Here is a 17,092-nt window from a genome sequence, read left to right on the forward strand (position 1 = left end):
TGAACGGAGACACCCCTCGGTGCTTGACAGCGCTCTCCGTGGGCGCGAACGGGCCCCCGCGTAGGCTCGGAGCATGACCTCGGACGAGAACCCGGCCCCCGACGGGCGCCCCGTACGGCGCCGAGCCCTGGTGATCGGGGGAGTCGCCGTGGCCGCCGGGATCGCCGCCGTCGGCGTGAACGCGGCCCTCGGCGCGGGGCGCGCGAGCGCTCCGACCGCGTCCGCGACTCCGAGTGCCACCCCGGGCGCGTCGGCCGGCGCCTCCGCCACGGCGAGCGCCGCTCCGGTCGAGACCCCGACCGAGACGCCGACGCCGACCGCGACGCCCGGGATCGACCTCTCCGCCCACTCGAACGACGACCCGGCCAGCATCTGGGTGGTCGTCAACAAGCTCCGCACCCTGAATCCGGTCGACTACGTGCCGGCCGACCTCGTCTACCCGGACGTCCCCTACGTCAACCGCCAGCCGATGCGGCAGGCGACCGCGGACGCGCTGGTGCCGATGTTCGCGGCGGCTTCGAGCGAGGCCGGCCTGACGCTCGCGGTGCAGAGCGCCTACCGCTCCTACGACACCCAGGTCAGCGTCTACGCCGGCTGGGTGTCCTCGCGCGGCCAGGCCGGAGCGGATGCGACCAGCGCGCGCCCGGGGCACAGCGAGCACCAGACCGGCTGGGCCGTCGACGTCGTCGGCTCCTCGGGGACCTGCGCCCTCGAGATCTGCTGGGGTGACACCCCCGAGGGCCAGTGGGTCGGCGCGAACGCGCACCGCTTCGGCTTCCTCGTCCGCTACAAGCCCGACACCACGCCGATCACCGGCTACGAGTCCGAGCCGTACCACCTCCGCTACATCGGCGTGGAGCTCGCGCAGCACCTGCACGACGCCGGCATCCCGACGCTCGAGCGCCTGTTCGGGCTGCCGGACGCCCCCGACTACGCGCCGGGCACGGTCTCCTAGCGGCGTTCCGGGTCGGTTGAGCGGCGGGCTCGTGAGCACCCCCTCGCGCCTCCTGGCGCGCCCCGTCGGGCGTCCCACGCCACGCCTTCCGTTCGAAAGAGCGCGTCCCTAACCTCTCCTTCAAAGCGAGGCCGGCTCGCTTTCGATCGAAGGAGATCTGCGTGTTCTGTCGACAGTCGCCGGAGTCGCTTCAACGGCGACTCGAGGCGATCGACGCCGCGATCGCCGGACATCCGTTCTCCTCCGACGTGCTCGTTCGCCTCCAATCGGTCTTCGCCGAGAGCGACGGCAGTGGGAAGGACGGGCAGCGGATCAACGCGCGCCTGGCGGAGGAGGGTCTGCCGACCATGCCGGGGATCTGGATCTTCTACGCCCGGAACTTCTCCAGCTGGGGGTGGCTGCACAATCGGCGGCGTGCGGCCGTGCGGAGGATCGAGCGGCTCCGCGGCTGAACGCGTGTCCGTTCGGACATCCGGATGTGTCCGGAAATCGGTCCGCAAGGGCTTGCGGAGACGGCCGCGATCAGAAGCGGACGTGACAGACGGGCGTTGTTACCGTACCGTTACTCGGAGTGCTTTCGGAGGTCACCCTGAGGGGACTCCGACTCCCGCGTGGTGACATGGCCGCTTCCCCCTGAAATTCCGCACGCCCCCGCCCCCGTGCGCACCGACCCGTGAGTTCCCCTGTGCCCCACAGTTCCACCCGTTCCACCGTGCCCGCTGCCGCCGAGGTCGCCCCCGCCGACGGTCAGCTCGCACCGCCGCTGACCCGCCGTGAGGCGCGCGAGCGCGAGGGCCGCGTCCGCGCGACTCCGGTCGCCGCTCCCGCCGCCCCCGCCGTCGAGCCCCCGGCCCCGGCCGTCCTCGCTCCCGCCGCGCTCGCGCCGGCCGCCGAGGGCATCCGCCCCTCGGCTGGAGCGCCGCTGCACCCCGCGAGCGGCGACGTCTTCCCCTCCCGCCGCGACCGCCGCGCCGCCGAGGGGCACCGCCAGCGCGTCGAGCCCGCTCGTCGCGGCTCCTCCTTCTTCCGCCCCTCGCGCCGGCACCTCGTGCTGGCGATGTCGGGCGGGCTCGTCCTCGTGGCCGCCGCCTCCGGCGTGAGCCTCACCGTCGGCGCCTCCGCCGACGCCGAGTCGGCGACCGCCTCCACCGCCGCCCCGACGGCGACGGCCGCGCCCGTCACCGTGCTGCCGGCCATCACGGCCGACGCCCGCGTGGTGCTCAGCAGCGTCTCGACCACCACCGGCACCGTCGCCGGCGGCACGAGCGTCACCATCGCCGGCTCGAACCTCGACTCCGTCGCCACGGTCCGCTTCGGCGACGCCGAGGGCAGCGTCACCGTCGACAACCCCGACCAGATCACCGTCACCGCTCCGCCCGCGGACGGCGAGACCGAGGGCGTCGTCCCCGTCGCCTTCTTCGACGCCGGGGGAGCGCCGATCACCTTCGACGCCGTCACGGACTCCGTCGCCGCCGCGACCGTGGACGGCACACCGGTCGAGACGGTGCAGCCCGCCGTGGACACCACGACTCCGACCGAGGAGCCGCTGACCGCGACCACGGCCACTCCGGCGGCCGCCGACGCGACCGCCACTCCGACCGCCACTCCGACCGCCACTCCGACCGCCACTCCGACCGCGACGCCGGCCGCCGCCGCGACCGAGGCGCAGCCCGCCGAGCTCGTCGCCCCCACCGCGACCGCCTCGCCCAGCCCGACCGCGACCGGCGTGCTCGCGACCACCAAGGTCGTCGCCTCCGCGATCACCTTCGCCTACACGCCCGACCCGGCGATCGAGGCCGCGAAGGCCGCCGCCGCGCTCGAGGCCAGCCGCCTCGCCTCGCAGCTCGACTATCTGCAGACCTACTGGTCCGACTACAACTCCGCGCAGTACGGCGTCATCGGCGGCAACGACTGCGTCAACTTCACCTCCCAGTCGCTGATCGCCCGCGGCTGGGAGATGGACGGCGAGTGGAGCTACTCGCGCACCGGCGGCTACAGCTCGGCCTGGGCGTCCTCGACCGCCTTCAACTCCTATCTGGCCGCGCACCCGGAGCGGGCGACGCCCCTGACGAACGCGCAGCGCGCGGACGTGAAGCCCGGCGACGTCGTGCAGTTCGACTGGGACGGCTCGGGCGACTGGGACCACACCGGCGTCGTCACGAGCGTGAAGGGGAGCACGATCCTCTACTCCTCGCACACTGCCGACAACCTCGACCAGAGCATCGACTCGGCCTCCGCCGGACGCATCATGTTCTGGAGCGTCTGAGCCGGAACCGGAGCCGCGAGCTCAGAGTTCCGCAGGGAGCCCGGACACAGCGAAAGAGGCCGCCGTCGCATCAGCGACAGGCGGCCTCTTCGTCGTTCGACGCGGGCGTCAGTTCTTGAAGACGTCCTTGACGTCCTCGCCGACCTTCTTGGTGTGCGCCTTGGTCTGGTCGGCCTGGCCCTCGGCCTCGAGCTTCTCGTTGTCGGTCAGCTTGCCGGCCGCTTCCTTGGCCTTGCCGAGCAGGTTCTCGGCCGCGTTGCGGATCTTGTCGTCAGCACCCATGAGGGGCTCCTTCCGTTCGATTCGGTTCGTCCTCCGGCGACGGCCGCCGGAGGAAGTGGTGGGCGAGCGCGGGCGCTCGCGGGTCAGGCGACCCGGTCCTCCTTGGAGAACCCGGCCCGGGCGCTCGAGGCGACCTCGAGCACGACGGGCAGTCGCGCGCCGAGCAGGCGATCGAGCTCCAGGACCTCCTGGTGCACCGCGTCCACGACCGTGCGGGGCGAGACCCCGCCGCGGGGCAGGACCCGGACCTTGAGCGCCGTCGACGAGCCGTGGCGGTAGGCCGAGACGGTGACGTCGATCAGGTCGGTGCGGCCGGCCAGCGCGTTCTCGAGCACGTCCTCGGCGAAGCCGGTGGCGATCTCGACCTCCCCGGCCACGCCGCTGGACGAGCCGGCGTCGGTGAGGACGGTGCTCGTGCGGCCGTGGCCGTGCGCGGAGATCAGGACGATCGCGAGCACGATGCCCAGCAGGCAGATCCCGACGATCGCGTAGAGCGGCCACAGCACGGCCGCGTCGGACCAGGCGGTGCCGTCCTCCGGGGAGATCCGGGAGACGAGGGCGGCGCCCTGGCCGTCCGCGAAGTCGGCGACCGCGTCGCGGACCGGCTGCGAGACGGCGATCAGGACCAGGCCTGCCGTGACGGCGGCGAGGACGAGGCCGACCAGGAAGGGGATCAGGCGGTTCACGAAACGGTTGCTCGTGGTCATCAGATCCTCCCGGACTCGGAGATGCGGACGGTGGCGCGGGTGGCGGGCGTCGCCGCGATGCGGCTCAGCTCGTCGTCGACCGCGGACTGCACGGAGTCGCGGTCGACGGTGATCCCCGAGGAGGGGGTCACCTCGATCACGGCGGTGCGGCGGCCGATCGAGGCGCGGGTGTCCTCGCGGCGCGAGCGGGCCGCCGAGCGGGCCGAGCGGGCGAGCGAGGAGGCGATCACGCCGTCGTCGATCACGACGGCGAGCCGGTCGTCCGCCACGGTGTGGCGGGCGCGGGCCCCCGGGGCGAGGGCGAGGACCAGGAGGATCAGCGCCAGCACCGCGGTGCCGACGGCGATGCCGATGATCGCGCCGGAGGCGAGATCGGTCACGCCCACGATCGCGCCGAGGAGCGCGGACGGGGCGAGCAGCAGCGGAGCGGCTCCGACGATCGCGAGCACCGCCTCCGTTCCGACGTACGCGGCGATCAGGATGATCAGCACGAGCACGACGATCTGGGCGGCCGAGCGCGAGCTGTGGGTCTCGCGGCGCAGGTAGCGGCGGTAGCGCGCGTCCGGTGCCGCGTCGCGCGGTGTGGCTGCGGGGCTCATGCGACTCTCCTCGAGGCTCGGGTCGGGGTGCGGGTGCCGGTCACGCGGATGTCCACGCGGCTGACGGTGCGGCCGGTGAGCGCGCCCATCCGGGAGGCGATGGCCGCCCGGTCGCGGTGGAGGCGATCGAGCAGGCTCCCCTCGGCGGTGGAAGCGCCCTCGGTCAGGACCGGGGCGGAGACGGCCAGCGCGAGGCCGCCGCTGTCGTCCGACAGCCGGACGCGGATCGCGGAGACCTCGACGCCCAGCTCCTCGTGGACGACCGCCACGGCCATCCGCTCGAGGGAGCGGACGGAGATGGTGACGGTGCCCGGCTCCGACGGAGCGGTCCGCTCGCCGGGACGCTGGTCGAGTGCGGTCACGGCGACTCCTAGCGGGAGGTGGTGCGGCCGCGGAACACGTCCACGAGGCTGCGCACGTCGAGCGAGCCGTCCAGCATCCGCGCGATCAGGACGCCGAGCGCCATGAAGACGGCGGTGAGGACGAAGCCCCAGAAGCCGAAGAGCAGGGCGGCGAAGGCGAGGACCGCGCCGACGACGAGGCCGAGCGTGGTGCTGCGGCCGGCCGGGGCGGGTGCGGGGGTGCGGGGGTCGCTCATCGGACGCGGCTCTCGGTCTCGGTGTCGCTCTTGTCCTCGCCGGGGATGTGCACGTCGACGATGGCGACGTTGATCTCGGCGACGGACATGCCGACGAGCTCGGTGATGGCCTCGGAGACCGCGGCGCGGACCTGGTCGGCGACCGACTGCATCGGCACCGGGTACTCGACGACGAGGGTGACGTCGGCGGCGACCTGGGTCTCGCCGACCTCGACGCTGACGCCCTGGGCGTGGTCGTTGCCGCCGACGGCCGAGCGGATCGCGCCGAAGGCACGGGCGGCGTTGTTGCCGAGAGCGAAGACGCCGGGCACCTGGCGCGCGGCGATGCCGGCGACCTTGGCGATCACGGCGTCGTCGATGACGGTGCGGCCCTGAGCCGTGCCCGAGGCGGCGCTGTTGCCGAGGCTGGTGACGGTGTCGACCGACGCCTTGTCGACGCGGGGGGCGGTGGGAGTGGCGGGGGTGGCGGGGGTGCGCGTGCTGTCGCTCATGGTGACTCCTGTGCGTGTCGTCGGCCGCTGGTGGTGCGCGGCCGGGGTCGGGGAGTCCGGCGGATTTCCCGTCGGGCTGTGCTTTCATGAGTGAGACGGAGCCCGACGGGGATTCGTCACGGTGCGATCCGGAGTTTTTCCTGATAGTCACCTGATGGTCGATGCCGGCTCGAGCCGGTGCCCGCTGGAGGAGCCTCATGCCCGGTCTGGAGACGGCGAGCGACGCGCTCCTCGCCGAGCGCTCCGCCGAGGGTGACGTCCGCGCGTTCGAGGTGCTGGTCAAGCGGCACCAGTCGATCCTCCGCGCCTACGCCTGGCGGCTGACCGGCTCGCAGGCGGACGCCTCCGACGCGGTGCAGAACGCGCTGATCACCGTCTGGGCCCAGCTCCCGCAGCTCCAGGAGCCGGCGAGTGTGCGGAGCTGGATGATGCGGATCGTCAGCCGCTCCAGCGTCGACCTGCTCCGCCAGCGCAAGCCGGTCGACGACGTCGACGCCGTCGAGCACCCGCCGGCCCGCGAGCCGGGGCCGTTCGAGTCCGTCGAGCAGAGCGACGCGATGCGCGCTCTCGCCCAGGCGCTGGCCGAGCTGCCCGAGACCCAGCGGCAGTGCTGGCTGCTCCGCGAGGTCGGCGGCGAGTCGTACAGTGAGATCGCCGAGCACCTCGGCATCACCGCCACCGCCGTCCGCGGCAAGCTCGCCCGAGCACGGGAGTCGCTGGTCGTGGCGATGGAGGACTGGCGATGAGGGCCCGCGGAGAAGGAGTCGGCGCGATGAAGGAGTCGGCGCGATGACCCCGGACGAGACGCCCGGCGGGACGCCCGGCCTGCCCGGCACCGGCGAGGACGCCGTGCTGCCGCTGCCCGTGCCGCTGGTCGCGGACCACGCCGACGCCGATCCGGACGCCGGCTCCGCCGACGCGATCGGCATCGACGAGCTCGGCGACTACCTGGACCGGGGCCGCCTGCCCTACGACCCCGCCATCGAGGAGTCGCCGGAGCACCGCCGCACGCTGCGCGCCCTCGAGCGCGTCCGCGCGCTCTCCGGTGCGCTGATCGACGACGACGCGGCGCACCTGCCCGCGCCCACCGAGAGCTGGTTCGGCTCGATCCTCACCCAGGTGCGGCGTGAGGCGCGGGCCGGACGCGACATCCCGCTCGCGAGCACCGACCCCGACGTCGAGCTGACGATCACCGAGGGCGCCGTCCGCGGCATCGTCCGCGAGGCGGGCGACAGCGTCTCCGGAGTCCTCGTCGGCCGCTGCCGGCTGCAGGGCGACGTCGCCGATCCGGATGCCGACATCGCGGTCGAGGTGACGATCTCGGTGTTCTGGGGCGTGCCGATCGCCGACGCGGCGCAGCAGGTGCGCGAGCGCATCCACTCCCGCCTGCTCACCCAGACCGAGCTGCGCGTCTCGACGATCGACGTGCGCGTCGAGGACGTCTACGTGCCGGGAGGGGAGGAGTCGTGAGCGGGTCCGAGCCGATCCCCGTCGCCCCGGCCGTGCTGGTCCCCGCGGTCGCCCCCGGTGGATCCGCGCCGAGTGCGGCCGCCGTGCTCAGCGCCGAGATCCGCGCCCTCGCGGGAGTAGCGATGCTCGTCCCGGCGCGCGGCCAGGTGCGCGACGTCCTCGCGCACGCGGCCGGCGCGCTGACGCCCGCCACCGTCGATCCGGCCGACGGCCCGCTCGGTGCGGTCTCCGGCGGCACCTTCGCCGAGCCGGTGCTCGTGCGCGTCCTCGGCGACGAGGTGTCGGTGTCCGCGGAGGTCTGCGTCGCCGCGGAGTCGTCGGCGCCCGACATCGCCCGCGCGGTCGGCTCCGCGGTGCGCGAATGGTGCCGGCGCGAGCACCCCGGGCGCCGCGCGCGCATCGCGGTCCGGATCGCCTCCGTCGACTGACGCTGAAGTGCGCCGTCCTCGAGGGTGCCGCCGCTAGGCGCCGTGCTCGGCGAGGAACGCCTCCGTCTCGGCCGCCGTCGGCGTCGAGACCGCCGCTCCCGCCCGGGTGACCGAGATCGCCGCGGCGGCGGTCGCCCAGCGGACGAGCTCGACCAGCGCGGCCGGGTCGTCGAGCCTCTCGCCGCCGCTCGCGAGCCGGGCCGCGAAGACGCCGCAGAAGGTGTCGCCCGCGCCGGTCGTGTCGACGACGGAGACGCGGAAGGCGGGCGCGCGCACCGGCTCGCGGTCGCGGACGGCGACCACGACGCCGTCCGCACCGAGGGTGACCAGCACCACCGGGACGAGCGCGGTGAGGGCGACGGCGAGGGCCGTGTCGTCCGCCGCCGCGATGCCGCGCTCGGCGCCGAGCTCGCGCGCCTCGTGCTCGTTGACGATCAGCACGTCCAGCTCGGCGAGCAGCTCCTCGGGCAGCGGGCCGATCGGCGCCGCGTTGAGGATCGTGGTGGTCCCCGCCGCGCGGCCGGCCCGCGCCGCCGCCAGCACGGTCGGGACCGGGATCTCGAGCTGCAGCAGGAGCGCCGAGGCGCCGGCGATCAGCGCCTCCTCCTCCGCGGTGAGGTCGGTGAAGGCGGCGTTCGCTCCGGAGTCGACGACGATCGCGTTCTCGCCCGCGTCGTCCACCGTGATCTGCGCCGTGCCCGTGCGCTCGTCGCCTCGGCGCGCGTGCAGCTCGAGCGGCTCCTCCGCCAGCAGCCCCGCGAGCTCGTCGCCCGCGGCGTCGCGGCCGAGGCTCGTGACGAAGCTGCTGCCCGCGACCGTGCGGGCGGCGGCGACCGCCTGGTTGAGTCCCTTGCCGCCCGGGAAGGTGCGGGAGTCGAGGGCGAGGACGGTCTCGCCGGGCGCGGGGATGCGGGCGACCCGGTGGACGTGATCGAGATTGGCGCTTCCGAGGACGACGAGGCTCATGCTCCGACGGTAGGGCACGCGCAAGGGGCTGCTCGCATCCTCCGGCCGCACCTACGGTGGAGGAATGGAAACTCGAATCTTCGGCCGCACCGGTGCGCCCGTCTCCGCCGTCGGCCTCGGAACCTGGCAGCTCGGTGCCGACTGGGGGGACGTCGCGGAGAGCGACGCCCTCGCGATCCTCGACGCCGCGGCGGAGTCCGGCGTCACCCTCTTCGACACCGCCGACGTCTACGGCGACGGCCGCAGCGAGCGGACCATCGGTGCCTGGCGCGCCGCGCACCCCGACGCGGGCGTCTTCGTCGCGACGAAGATGGGCCGCCGCGTGGAGCAGATCCCCGCGAACTACGTGCTGGACAACTTCCGCGCCTGGACCGACCGCTCGCGCTCGAACCTCGGCGTCGACACGCTCGACCTCGTGCAGCTGCACTGCCCGCCGACCTCCGTCTACTCCGACGACGCCGTCTTCGACGCGCTGGACACCCTGGTCGACGAGGGCGCGATCGCGCACTACGGCGTCTCGGTCGAGCGCACGGAGGAGGCGCTCACCGCCATCGCGCGGCCGAACGTCGCGAGCGTCCAGATCATCCTGAACGCGTTCCGCCTCAAGCCGCTCGACGCGGTGCTGCCGGCGGCCCGCGAGGCCGGCGTCGGGATCCTGGCGCGCGTCCCGCTCGCGTCCGGCCTGCTCAGCGGCCGCTACACGACCGAGACGACCTTCGCGCCCGACGACCACCGCAACTACAACCGCGACGGCTCCGCCTTCGACGTCGGCGAGACCTTCTCGGGCGTCGACTTCGCCACCGGCGTCGAGGCCGCCCAGGAGTTCTCCCTCCTGGCCGCCGACCACGGCCTCGCCCCCGCCGCCGCCGCGCTGGCCTGGATCATCCAGCAGGACGGCGTCACCGCCGTCATCCCCGGCGCCCGCTCCGTCGAGCAGGCGAAGGCGAACGCCACCGCCGCGGACGCCGCCCCCCTCGGCCCCGCCTTCATGGAGGCCGTCAACGCCCTCTACGACACCCACTTCCGCCCCACGGTCCACCCCCGCTGGTAGGTCGCTTTCCGCGACACGTCGAGCGTCGCGTGAGCATGCTGATCGAGTAGCCCGCGCAGCGGGCGTATCGAGATCCGCCGGCGTCAGAAGTCGTGTCTGCCACCCCGCCCTGCGGACCACGGTGGGTCTCGATACGCCCCTGCGGGGCTACTCGACCAGCATGCGTGCGCGCGAGTGGGCCTTTCCGATGGGCAAGCGGGTGGCGAATCCATGCTGATCGAGTAGCCCGCGCAGCGGGCGTCTCGGGATCCCGTGGTTCCTGCCGTGCTGACCACGGTCGGTCTCGATACGCTCCTGCGGAGCTACTCGACCAGCATGCGTGCGTGCATGCATGCATGCGTGCGTTTGTGCGGGCCTCTCCGTCGTGCAGGCGGGTGGCGAGTCCATGCTGATCGAGTGGCCCGCGCAGCGGGCGTCTCGAGATCCACCGGCGCCAGAAGTCGGGTCTGTCGGCCCGCCCTGCTGACCACGGTGGGTCTCGATACGCCCCTGCGGAGCTACTCGACCAGCCTGGATTTGCGCGAGGAGACCTCTCCGATGAAGCACACGGGTGGCGAACTCTTGCTGATCGAGTAGCCCGCGCAGCGGGCGTCTCGAGATCCCGTGGTTCCTGCCGTGCTGACCACGGTGGATCTCGATACGCGCCTGCGGAGCTACTCGACCAGCATGCGTGTGTGCGAGTGGACCTCTCCGTCAAAGCAAGCGGGTGGCGAAATCTTGCTGATCGAGTAGCCCGCGCAGCGGGCGTATCGAGATCCACCAGCGCCAGAAGTCGTGTCTGCCCGCCTGCCCTGCGGACAACGGTGGGTGTCGATACGCCCCTGCGGGGCTACTCGACCAGCATGCGTGGGTGCGTGGATGCGTGCGAGTGGGCCTCTCCGATGGGCAGGAGGGTGGCGGGTTCCTGCTGATCGAGTAGCCCGCGCAGCGGGCGCATCGAGATCCCCGTCATCAGGAGTGGGAGTGCCCACTCGCCCGAGAAGGCTCGTTCTCGGGGTGGAGAACGAGCCTTCTCGGGCGACTCGGCGGGGGCAGCGGGCTAGGAGCCCAGGGCGGCGTCGACGATGGTACGGGCCTCGGCCTGCACCTCGTGCAGGTGGTCGAGGCCGCGGAAGGACTCGGCGTAGATCTTGTAGACGTCCTCGGTGCCGGAGGGACGCGCGGCGAACCACGCGTTCTCGGTGACGACCTTGACGCCGCCGACGGCCGCGTCGTTGCCAGGGGCCCTCGAGAGCTTCGCGACGATCTCCTCGCCGGCCAGGGTGGTCGCCGAGATCGCGTCGCCGTCGAGCTTGCCGAGCGCCGCCTTCTGCGCCTTCGTGGCGACCGCGTCGACGCGCTCGTACACCGGGTCGCCGAAGCGCTCGGTCAGCTCGCGGTACAGCGCCGAGGGGCTCTTGCCCGTGACGGCGACGATCTCCGAGGCGAGCAGCGCCAGCAGGATGCCGTCCTTGTCGGTCGTCCAGACGGTCCCGTCGAAGCGGAGGAACGACGCGCCAGCCGACTCCTCGCCGCCGAAGCCGACCGAGCCGTCGACCAGCCCGGGCACGAACCACTTGAAGCCGACCGGCACCTCCCAGAGGCGGCGGCCGAGCGACTCCGCGACCCGGTCGATGATCGAGGAGGACACCAGCGTCTTGCCGATCGCCGCGTCCTCGCGCCAGCCGGAGCGGTGGCGGTAGAGGTAGTCGATCGCGACCGCGAGGTAGTGGTTCGGGTTCATCAGGCCGCCGTCGGGCGTGACGATGCCGTGGCGGTCGGCGTCTGCGTCGTTGCCGGTGAGGATGTCGTAGTCGCCCGCGCGGGCGACGACCGAGGCCATCGCGCTGGGGGAGGACGGGTCCATCCGGATCTTCTCGTCCCAGTCCAGGGTCATGAAGCCCCAGGCCGGGTCGACCTCCCCGTTGACGACCGTCAGGTCGAGCTCGTACATCTCGGCGATCAGCTGCCAGTAGTGCACCGAGGCGCCGCCGAGCGGGTCGGCTCCGATCTTCACGCCGGCCTTCTTGATCGCCTCGATGTCGATGATGTTCTTCAGGTCCGCGACGTAGTGGGTGCGGTAGTCGTAGGTCTCGACGGCGCTCGGCTCGGCCGACTTCACGTCGCGGTTGCCGTCGGCGATCAGCTCGTTGGCGCGGTTCGCGATCCAGGAGGTGGCGTCGGAGTCGGCGGGGCCGCCGTGCGGCGGGTTGTACTTGAAGCCGCCGTCGCGGGGCGGGTTGTGCGAGGGGGTGACCACGATGCCGTCGGCCCGGTCGGTGTGCGACGGGTCGTTGTTGTAGCGGAGGATCGCGTGGCTGAGCGCCGGCGTCGGCACGTAGTCGTCGAACTCGTCGACGAGCACGCGCACCTCGTTGGCGACCAGCACCTCGAGCGCGGTCGTCAGCGCCGGGCGCGAGAGGCCGTGGGTGTCGGCGCCGATGAAGAGCGGCCCGGTGATGCCCTCGTTCGTCCGGTACTCGACGATGGCCTGCGTCACCGCCGCGATGTGGTCCTCGTTGAAGGCGGTGTCGAACGACGAGCCGCGATGCCCGGAGGTGCCGAAGACCACCTTCTGCAAGGGGTCGGACACGTCCGGCTTCTTCTCGTAGTACGCCCTCACGAGGGCCTCGACGTCGATGAGATCGGAGGCCTCTGCCGGCTTCCCTGCGCGATCGGTCATGGGGTCCATAGTGGCAGTCGCGCCGGGGCCGCGATACCGGCTGGACAGGCGCTGGCTAGGCTGTCCGCCATGCCCGACCGCGCCTCCGACGGTGTCCCCGACACCGCCTCCGCCCCCCGCACCTACAGCTATCTCGGGCCCTCCGGCACGTTCACGGAGGCGGCGCTCGCGCAGGTGCCCGAGGCGCGCGGGCACGTCTGGCGGAGCGTCGGCAACGTCGGCGAGGCGCTCGACGACCTGGTCTCTGGGCGCAGCGACGGCGCGGTGATCGCGATCGAGAACTCCGTGGAGGGCGGAGTGACCGCCGCGCAGGACGCGCTGGCCAGGATCCCGGGCGTGCGGATCGTCGGCGAGTACCTCGTGCCGGTGTCCTTCATCCTGGTCGGCCGCCCGGGCGCGCGGCTCGAGGACGTGCGGATCGTCGCCGCCCACCCGGTCGCCTACGGGCAGTGCCGCGGGTGGCTCGACCGGACGATCCCGAGCCACGAGCACCTGCCCGCGTCGAGCAACGTGCAGGCCACGATCGATCTGCTCGCGGGCTCGCCCGCCCAGGCCGCCATCGCGCCGCCGGGCATCGTCCGCCACCACGACGTCGAGGTGCTCGCGGAGCGGATCGGCGACAACCCCAACGCGGTGACCCGCTTCGTGCACGTCTCGCGCTCGCGGGAGCTGCCCGAGCCGACGGGCGCCGACAAGACCAGCCTGATCGTCGAGCTGCCCTCCGACGCCCCGGGAGCGCTGCTCGACATGCTGGAGCAGTTCGCGACCCGCGGAGTGAACCTGAGCATGATCCAGTCGCGGCCCATCGGCGACGCCCTCGGCCGCTACCGCTTCGTGATCGACCTCGACGGCCACGTGCACGACGAGCGGGTCGCCGACGCCCTGCTGGGCCTCCGCCGATTCAGTCCGCGGGTGATCTTCCTCGGCTCGTATCCCCGTGCGGATCGCCGTCCGGTCTCGTACGTGCGACGCTACGACGACGAGGTGTTCATCGAGGCCCGCGACTGGCTGCGCGGGATCCTCGGCAGCGAACCGGAGGTCGACGATGACTGAACGAGGCGGAGCCGAGCGCGAGCGCGTCGATCCGCGGTACGACGCCGCCTTCCAGCGGGGCTTCGCCGGGGGAGTGGACCGGGTCCGCGGCGACGAGCGCGCCTTCGCCCGGCCGGGGACGGCGCCGGAGGGGATCGCGCGCCGCCGGCCGCCCGCCCTCGCCGACATCGCGACCACGGCCGACAGCCGGCGCTCGCGGCGCGCGGCCGAGAGCGGCGCTCCGATCAGCGCACCGGCCCGGCTGCCCTCGGACGCGGCGCCGGCCCGGGAGCCGTTCGCCGATCCCGCGCCCGAGGAGGCGGCCGTCCGCCGAGTCGAGGTCGCCGTGGAGCCGTCGGCGCCGCTCTGGCGGAACCCCTGGCTGCTCGCGCTGCTGCTCGCGGGGCTGGCCGGCAGCGTGCTCGGCGTCGCGCTGCTCTACAGCGGCTACTCCTCGCCGCCCGCGTCGTACTACGGCGACTCCGACACCCCGTCACCGGAGTGGATCCAGCGCCAGATCACCTACTACGCGTCGATCCCGCTGCTGGGCAGCCTGCCGTTCGCGCTGCTGCTGGCGATGGGCGTCGCCGCACTGCGCTGGCGGGCCCGGCCCGCCAAGCAGGCGCCCTCCGACGACGTCGAGACCGAGTCCGAGGCGACGCCCGTCTGACGGCGAGACCTCCGGCGGCGGGGGGATCTCCTTGGAAGAGACGCCCGCAGCCATGCTGGTCGAGTAGCCCCGCACGGGCGTATCGAGACCCACTGTCGCCAGCACGTCCGGCGGAAGTGGATCTCGATACGCGCGCTGCGCGCGCTACTCGATCAGCATCAAATTGCCGCGGCGCGCGCTGCTCGATCACCATGGGCATGCCGCTGCGCGCGCTGTCCCATCAGCAGGGACGCCTCTCGTCGGCGAAGGCCTGGGATCGCTGCATCATGCTGGTCGAGTAGCCCCGCAGGGGCGTATCGAGACCCGCGACCGCCAGCACTTCCCGCGGAGGGTGGATCTCGATACGCCCGCTGCGCGGGCTACTCGATCAGCATGAGCACGCCGGCTCCGGCAGGCCGCTCACACCCCCGACGCGCCGAACAGCAGCCCGAGCAGGTACGTGACGAGCGCCGCGCCGTAGCCGATGCCGAGCTGGCGCAGGGCGCGGGCGAGGGGCGGCGCGCCGGAGAGCAGGCCGACGATCGCGCCGGTCGCGAGCAGCGCCAGGCCGACGAGGACGGACGCGAGGACCACCGCGGCCAGCCCCGACATCCCGAGCAGGTAGGGCAGCACCGGGATGATCGCGCCCGAGGCGAAGAAGCAGAAGCTCGACAGCGCCGCGCCCATGCCGGTGCCGATCGACTCGTACTCGTCGACCGACGGGTCGGCCTTCACTCCGCCGATGGTGATCGGCGAGGTCGGCGCCGCGCCGCCGCGCAGTCCCGCGAAGACCCGGGCGGCGCGGGCGTCCGCGTCCTCCTGCGAGAGCCCGCGGGCGCGGTAGACGAGCGAGAGCTCGTTGGCGTCGACGTCGAGGTCGGGGACGACATGGTTGGTGTCGAGGTCGGGGGAGGAGGCGGAGAGCAGCTCGCGCTGCGAGCGCACCGAGACGAACTCGCCGGCTCCCATCGAGAGCGCGCCCGCGAGCAGCCCGGCGATGCCGGTGAACAGGACGACCCCGGTGCCGACTCCGCTCGCGCCGACGCCGAGGACGAGCGCCAGGTTCGAGACCAGGCCGTCGTTGGCGCCGAAGACCGCGGCGCGGAAGGTGCCCGAGAGCCGGTTGCGGCCGCGCTCGGCGAGCCCGCGGACGACCTCGCCGTGGATCCGCTCGTCGGCGGCCATCGCCTCCGTCGCGTCGTCGTCGTCGGCGTAGGGCGAGCGGGCCTCGGCGCGCTGGATCAGCGCGAGCACGAAGACCGAGCCGAACTGCCGGGTCAGGAAGCCGAGCAGCCGTGTGCGCAGGTCCGGCCGCGGCTGCGGCTCGGCGGCCGGCCCGAGCAGCTCGCGCCAGTGCTCCTCGTGCCGGCCCTCGGCGGCGGCCAGGGCGAGCAGGATCTCGCGCTCCTCGCCGGAGCGGCGCTCGGCGAGATCGCGGTAGCTCGCGGCCTCGGCGAGCTCGTCGGCGAGGTAGCGCCGCCAGCGGCGGATCTGCACGGGAGTGGGGGAGGAAGGGGTGTCTCGGGCGGTGGTCGCCATGGGATCTCCTGGGCTTCGGCACCCCGGCCGACCCGCGCGAGAGGACCGGCCAGGACACGTGTCGACTGGCCGAAGGTCTCGTTCGCCCGGTTCCGCGAGGATCCGGGTGGCGCGCCGGGTCCGGGACTCTCCGGACCAGCATGTCGACGCGCCTCGTCGTCCGCTCGGCGGACGGTGGGAACTACTCCCCTTCGCAGGGACCACCGTAGCCGAGAAGGCAGCGCGGCGCCCCTCCGATCGCGGGGGCTGCGCCCGCGGGTACAGTCGAGCCGCGGCGGAGCCTCCCGGCCCGCCCCCGCGCCGCACCGGCGCCCTCGAAGGGGAGGCCGCCCATGACCGCCGACAGCGCACCGACCCGCCGGCTCGTCGCGGAGCTGGAGGAGCGCGCCCGCGAGGTGCTGCCCTGGTTCGTCGCCGACTACTACGGCGCCGTCGCGGGCGGCCGCTCGGAGCGCGACGCCGATCTCGCGGCCTGGGACGCGATCCGCTTCCGGCCGGCGGCGCTGCGCGGCGAGCTCGACGGCGACACCACGACCACGGTCCTCGGCACCGAGGTGCGGGGCCCGGTGCTGATCGCGCCGATGGCGCAGCAGAACGCGGCGGATCCGCGGGGCGAGATCGCGATGGCGGAGGCGGCGGCGCGCGCCGGCACCCTCCTCGGCGTCTCGACGAACACGGCACTGCCCTTCGAGCGGATCGCCGCGGCGGGCGCGCCGTGGTGGTTCCAGGTCTACCTGCTCGCGGACCGCGACGTGACCCACGCGCTGATCGAGCGGGCCGCGGCGCACGGCGCCCGCGCGCTGATGCTCACGGTCGAGATGCCGGTGCTGCGCGGCGAGCGCCCCGGCATCGAGCCGCTCACCTGGCCGGAGATCCCCGGGAAGGCGAGGCTCGGCAATCTGACCGAGCAGGAGCGCGCCCGGGTCCTCGGCCGTCCCGTGCCGAACCCGGGACTCGACGACATCGGCCGGCTCCGCTCGGTCAGCGGTCTGCCGGTCCTGGTGAAGGGCGTGCTGCGCGGCGAGGACGCCCGTCGCGCGGTCGACGCAGGCGCCTCCGGGGTCGTCGTCTCGACGCACGGCGGCCGGCGGATGGACGGCTCGATCACCGCGGTCGGGGCGCTCGCCGAGGTGGTCGACGCGGTCGGCGCCGACGCCGAGGTCTACATCGACAGCGGGGTGCGCACGGGCCGGCACGTGCTCGCGGCGCTCGCGCTCGGGGCCCGCGCGGTCTTCGTCGGGCGGCCGCTGATGTGGGCGCTCGCCGTGGGCGGCGCCGACGAGGTCGCCGGACTGCTCGGGCTCCTCGACCGCGAGTTCCGGGTCATGCTGCAGCAGTCGGGGGCGGCGTCGATCCGCGATCTCGGCGGGCTCGTCGCCCGGTCCTGACGGGGGTCC

At 73.4% G+C, this 17,092-nt stretch carries 19 protein-coding genes; 10 read left to right on the plus strand and 9 right to left on the minus strand.

The annotated features are described in order from the left end of the window. Window positions 1–73 precede the first annotated feature (73 nt). From EDF17_RS02255 to EDF17_RS02265, 3 genes are all read left to right on the plus strand, one after another. Entirely contained in the window at window positions 74–955 is an 882-nt protein-coding gene (locus tag EDF17_RS02255) for a M15 family metallopeptidase (protein WP_123444983.1), read from the plus strand. A 161-nt stretch (window positions 956–1,116) separates the two neighbouring features. Beyond that, window positions 1,117–1,407 (plus strand): hypothetical protein, encoded by a 291-nt coding sequence (locus tag EDF17_RS02260; RefSeq protein ID WP_123444984.1) that lies wholly within the window; start codon window positions 1,117–1,119, stop codon window positions 1,405–1,407. Window positions 1,408–1,640: 233 nt separating this feature from the next. After that, window positions 1,641–3,221, plus strand: coding sequence for an amidase domain-containing protein (locus EDF17_RS02265; RefSeq protein ID WP_133671842.1), 1,581 nt, complete (start codon window positions 1,641–1,643; stop codon window positions 3,219–3,221). Window positions 3,222–3,329: 108 nt separating this feature from the next. Here EDF17_RS02265 and EDF17_RS02270 read toward each other — a convergent pair whose 3' ends face one another. From EDF17_RS02270 to EDF17_RS02295, 6 genes are all read right to left on the minus strand, one after another. Then, entirely contained in the window at window positions 3,330–3,503 is a 174-nt protein-coding gene (locus EDF17_RS02270; protein WP_123444986.1) for a CsbD family protein, read from the minus strand. 83 nt (window positions 3,504–3,586) lie between these two features. Further along, window positions 3,587–4,210 carry a hypothetical protein gene (locus EDF17_RS02275; protein ID WP_123444987.1) on the minus strand — a complete coding sequence of 208 codons (624 nt, stop codon included), beginning with the start codon at window positions 4,208–4,210 and terminating at the stop codon, window positions 3,587–3,589. Next, complete coding sequence (locus tag EDF17_RS02280) at window positions 4,210–4,809, minus strand: hypothetical protein (protein ID WP_123444988.1); 600 nt, start codon at window positions 4,807–4,809, stop codon at window positions 4,210–4,212. Before EDF17_RS02280 ends, EDF17_RS02275 begins: the two co-directional genes overlap by 1 nt. After that, window positions 4,806–5,171 (minus strand): hypothetical protein, encoded by a 366-nt coding sequence (locus tag EDF17_RS02285; protein WP_123444989.1) that lies wholly within the window; start codon window positions 5,169–5,171, stop codon window positions 4,806–4,808. Before EDF17_RS02285 ends, EDF17_RS02280 begins: the two co-directional genes overlap by 4 nt. Before the next feature lie 8 nt (window positions 5,172–5,179). Next, window positions 5,180–5,407: a DUF2273 domain-containing protein gene (locus EDF17_RS02290; RefSeq protein WP_123444990.1), complete on the minus strand. Its 228-nt coding sequence runs from the start codon at window positions 5,405–5,407 to the stop codon at window positions 5,180–5,182. Then, the gene (locus EDF17_RS02295; protein WP_123444991.1) at window positions 5,404–5,898 is read right to left on the minus strand and encodes an Asp23/Gls24 family envelope stress response protein; all 495 of its coding nucleotides are present in this window, start codon (window positions 5,896–5,898) and stop codon (window positions 5,404–5,406) included. The genes EDF17_RS02290 and EDF17_RS02295 overlap by 4 nt, the downstream gene beginning before the upstream one ends. A gap of 197 nt (window positions 5,899–6,095) precedes the next feature. On the opposite strand from EDF17_RS02295, the gene EDF17_RS02300 reads away from it, so the two are divergent. Genes EDF17_RS02300 through EDF17_RS02310 form a run of 3 tightly spaced genes read left to right on the plus strand, consistent with a single transcriptional unit; the run spans window position 6,096 to window position 7,796 of the window. Continuing rightward, window positions 6,096–6,644 (plus strand): sigma-70 family RNA polymerase sigma factor, encoded by a 549-nt coding sequence (locus EDF17_RS02300; protein ID WP_123444992.1) that lies wholly within the window; start codon window positions 6,096–6,098, stop codon window positions 6,642–6,644. A gap of 43 nt (window positions 6,645–6,687) precedes the next feature. After that, window positions 6,688–7,368: an Asp23/Gls24 family envelope stress response protein gene (locus EDF17_RS02305; protein ID WP_123444993.1), complete on the plus strand. Its 681-nt coding sequence runs from the start codon at window positions 6,688–6,690 to the stop codon at window positions 7,366–7,368. Next, window positions 7,365–7,796, plus strand: coding sequence for a hypothetical protein (locus EDF17_RS02310; RefSeq protein WP_123444994.1), 432 nt, complete (start codon window positions 7,365–7,367; stop codon window positions 7,794–7,796). The genes EDF17_RS02305 and EDF17_RS02310 overlap by 4 nt, the downstream gene beginning before the upstream one ends. 33 nt (window positions 7,797–7,829) lie before the next feature. Here EDF17_RS02310 and EDF17_RS02315 read toward each other — a convergent pair whose 3' ends face one another. Beyond that, window positions 7,830–8,762: a ribokinase gene (locus tag EDF17_RS02315; RefSeq protein WP_123444995.1), complete on the minus strand. Its 933-nt coding sequence runs from the start codon at window positions 8,760–8,762 to the stop codon at window positions 7,830–7,832. A gap of 64 nt (window positions 8,763–8,826) precedes the next feature. Here EDF17_RS02315 and EDF17_RS02320 point away from each other — a divergent pair, with 64 nt between their 5' ends. Further along, a complete protein-coding gene (locus tag EDF17_RS02320) occupies window positions 8,827–9,813 on the plus strand; it encodes an aldo/keto reductase (protein ID WP_123444996.1) in 987 nt (328 codons plus the stop codon). A gap of 1,039 nt (window positions 9,814–10,852) precedes the next feature. Here EDF17_RS02320 and pgm read toward each other — a convergent pair. Further along, window positions 10,853–12,475, minus strand: a complete 1,623-nt coding sequence (gene pgm / locus EDF17_RS02325) for a phosphoglucomutase (alpha-D-glucose-1,6-bisphosphate-dependent) (RefSeq protein WP_123444997.1) — start codon at window positions 12,473–12,475, stop codon at window positions 10,853–10,855. A 69-nt stretch (window positions 12,476–12,544) separates the two neighbouring features. Here pgm and pheA point away from each other — a divergent pair, with 69 nt between their 5' ends. Together pheA and EDF17_RS02335 are read left to right on the plus strand one after the other, a co-directional pair. Further along, window positions 12,545–13,528: a prephenate dehydratase gene (gene pheA, locus EDF17_RS02330; RefSeq protein ID WP_123444998.1), complete on the plus strand. Its 984-nt coding sequence runs from the start codon at window positions 12,545–12,547 to the stop codon at window positions 13,526–13,528. Then, on the plus strand, window positions 13,521–14,177 hold the full coding sequence (locus EDF17_RS02335; RefSeq protein ID WP_123444999.1) for a hypothetical protein: 657 nt from the start codon (window positions 13,521–13,523) through the stop codon (window positions 14,175–14,177). The genes pheA and EDF17_RS02335 overlap by 8 nt, the downstream gene beginning before the upstream one ends. Window positions 14,178–14,576: 399 nt before the next feature. On the opposite strand, the gene EDF17_RS02340 is transcribed toward EDF17_RS02335, so the two are convergent. Continuing rightward, window positions 14,577–15,695 carry a VIT1/CCC1 transporter family protein gene (locus EDF17_RS02340; protein WP_123445000.1) on the minus strand — a complete coding sequence of 373 codons (1,119 nt, stop codon included), beginning with the start codon at window positions 15,693–15,695 and terminating at the stop codon, window positions 14,577–14,579. 332 nt (window positions 15,696–16,027) lie between these two features. Here EDF17_RS02340 and EDF17_RS02345 point away from each other — a divergent pair, with 332 nt between their 5' ends. Beyond that, on the plus strand, window positions 16,028–17,083 hold the full coding sequence (locus tag EDF17_RS02345) for an alpha-hydroxy-acid oxidizing protein (RefSeq protein WP_123445001.1): 1,056 nt from the start codon (window positions 16,028–16,030) through the stop codon (window positions 17,081–17,083). The last annotated feature ends 9 nt before the right edge of the window (window positions 17,084–17,092 follow it).

Origin of the sequence: Rathayibacter sp. PhB1, from assembly GCF_004362935.1 — a bacterium.
In the GTDB taxonomy this organism is placed as follows: Bacteria; Actinomycetota; Actinomycetes; order Actinomycetales; family Microbacteriaceae; genus Rathayibacter; species Rathayibacter festucae.

Excerpts from the sequence above, each read along its gene's own strand:
- EDF17_RS02305 (WP_123444993.1), top strand. The coding sequence starts at position 6,688 with ATGACCCCGGACGAGACGCCCGGCGGGACGCCCGGCCTGCCCGGCACC.
- EDF17_RS02275 (WP_123444987.1), bottom strand. The coding sequence starts at position 4,210 with ATGACCACGAGCAACCGTTTCGTGAACCGCCTGATCCCCTTCCTGGTC.
- EDF17_RS02340 (WP_123445000.1), bottom strand. The coding sequence starts at position 15,695 with ATGGCGACCACCGCCCGAGACACCCCTTCCTCCCCCACTCCCGTGCAG.
- EDF17_RS02300 (WP_123444992.1), top strand. The coding sequence starts at position 6,096 with ATGCCCGGTCTGGAGACGGCGAGCGACGCGCTCCTCGCCGAGCGCTCC.
- EDF17_RS02295 (WP_123444991.1), bottom strand. The coding sequence starts at position 5,898 with ATGAGCGACAGCACGCGCACCCCCGCCACCCCCGCCACTCCCACCGCC.
- EDF17_RS02255 (WP_123444983.1), top strand. The coding sequence starts at position 74 with ATGACCTCGGACGAGAACCCGGCCCCCGACGGGCGCCCCGTACGGCGC.
- EDF17_RS02345 (WP_123445001.1), top strand. The coding sequence starts at position 16,028 with ATGACCGCCGACAGCGCACCGACCCGCCGGCTCGTCGCGGAGCTGGAG.
- EDF17_RS02315 (WP_123444995.1), bottom strand. The coding sequence starts at position 8,762 with ATGAGCCTCGTCGTCCTCGGAAGCGCCAATCTCGATCACGTCCACCGG.
- EDF17_RS02290 (WP_123444990.1), bottom strand. The coding sequence starts at position 5,407 with ATGAGCGACCCCCGCACCCCCGCACCCGCCCCGGCCGGCCGCAGCACC.
- EDF17_RS02270 (WP_123444986.1), bottom strand. The coding sequence starts at position 3,503 with ATGGGTGCTGACGACAAGATCCGCAACGCGGCCGAGAACCTGCTCGGC.
- EDF17_RS02320 (WP_123444996.1), top strand. The coding sequence starts at position 8,827 with ATGGAAACTCGAATCTTCGGCCGCACCGGTGCGCCCGTCTCCGCCGTC.
- EDF17_RS02280 (WP_123444988.1), bottom strand. The coding sequence starts at position 4,809 with ATGAGCCCCGCAGCCACACCGCGCGACGCGGCACCGGACGCGCGCTAC.
- EDF17_RS02335 (WP_123444999.1), top strand. The coding sequence starts at position 13,521 with ATGACTGAACGAGGCGGAGCCGAGCGCGAGCGCGTCGATCCGCGGTAC.
- pheA (WP_123444998.1), top strand. The coding sequence starts at position 12,545 with ATGCCCGACCGCGCCTCCGACGGTGTCCCCGACACCGCCTCCGCCCCC.
- pgm (WP_123444997.1), bottom strand. The coding sequence starts at position 12,475 with ATGACCGATCGCGCAGGGAAGCCGGCAGAGGCCTCCGATCTCATCGAC.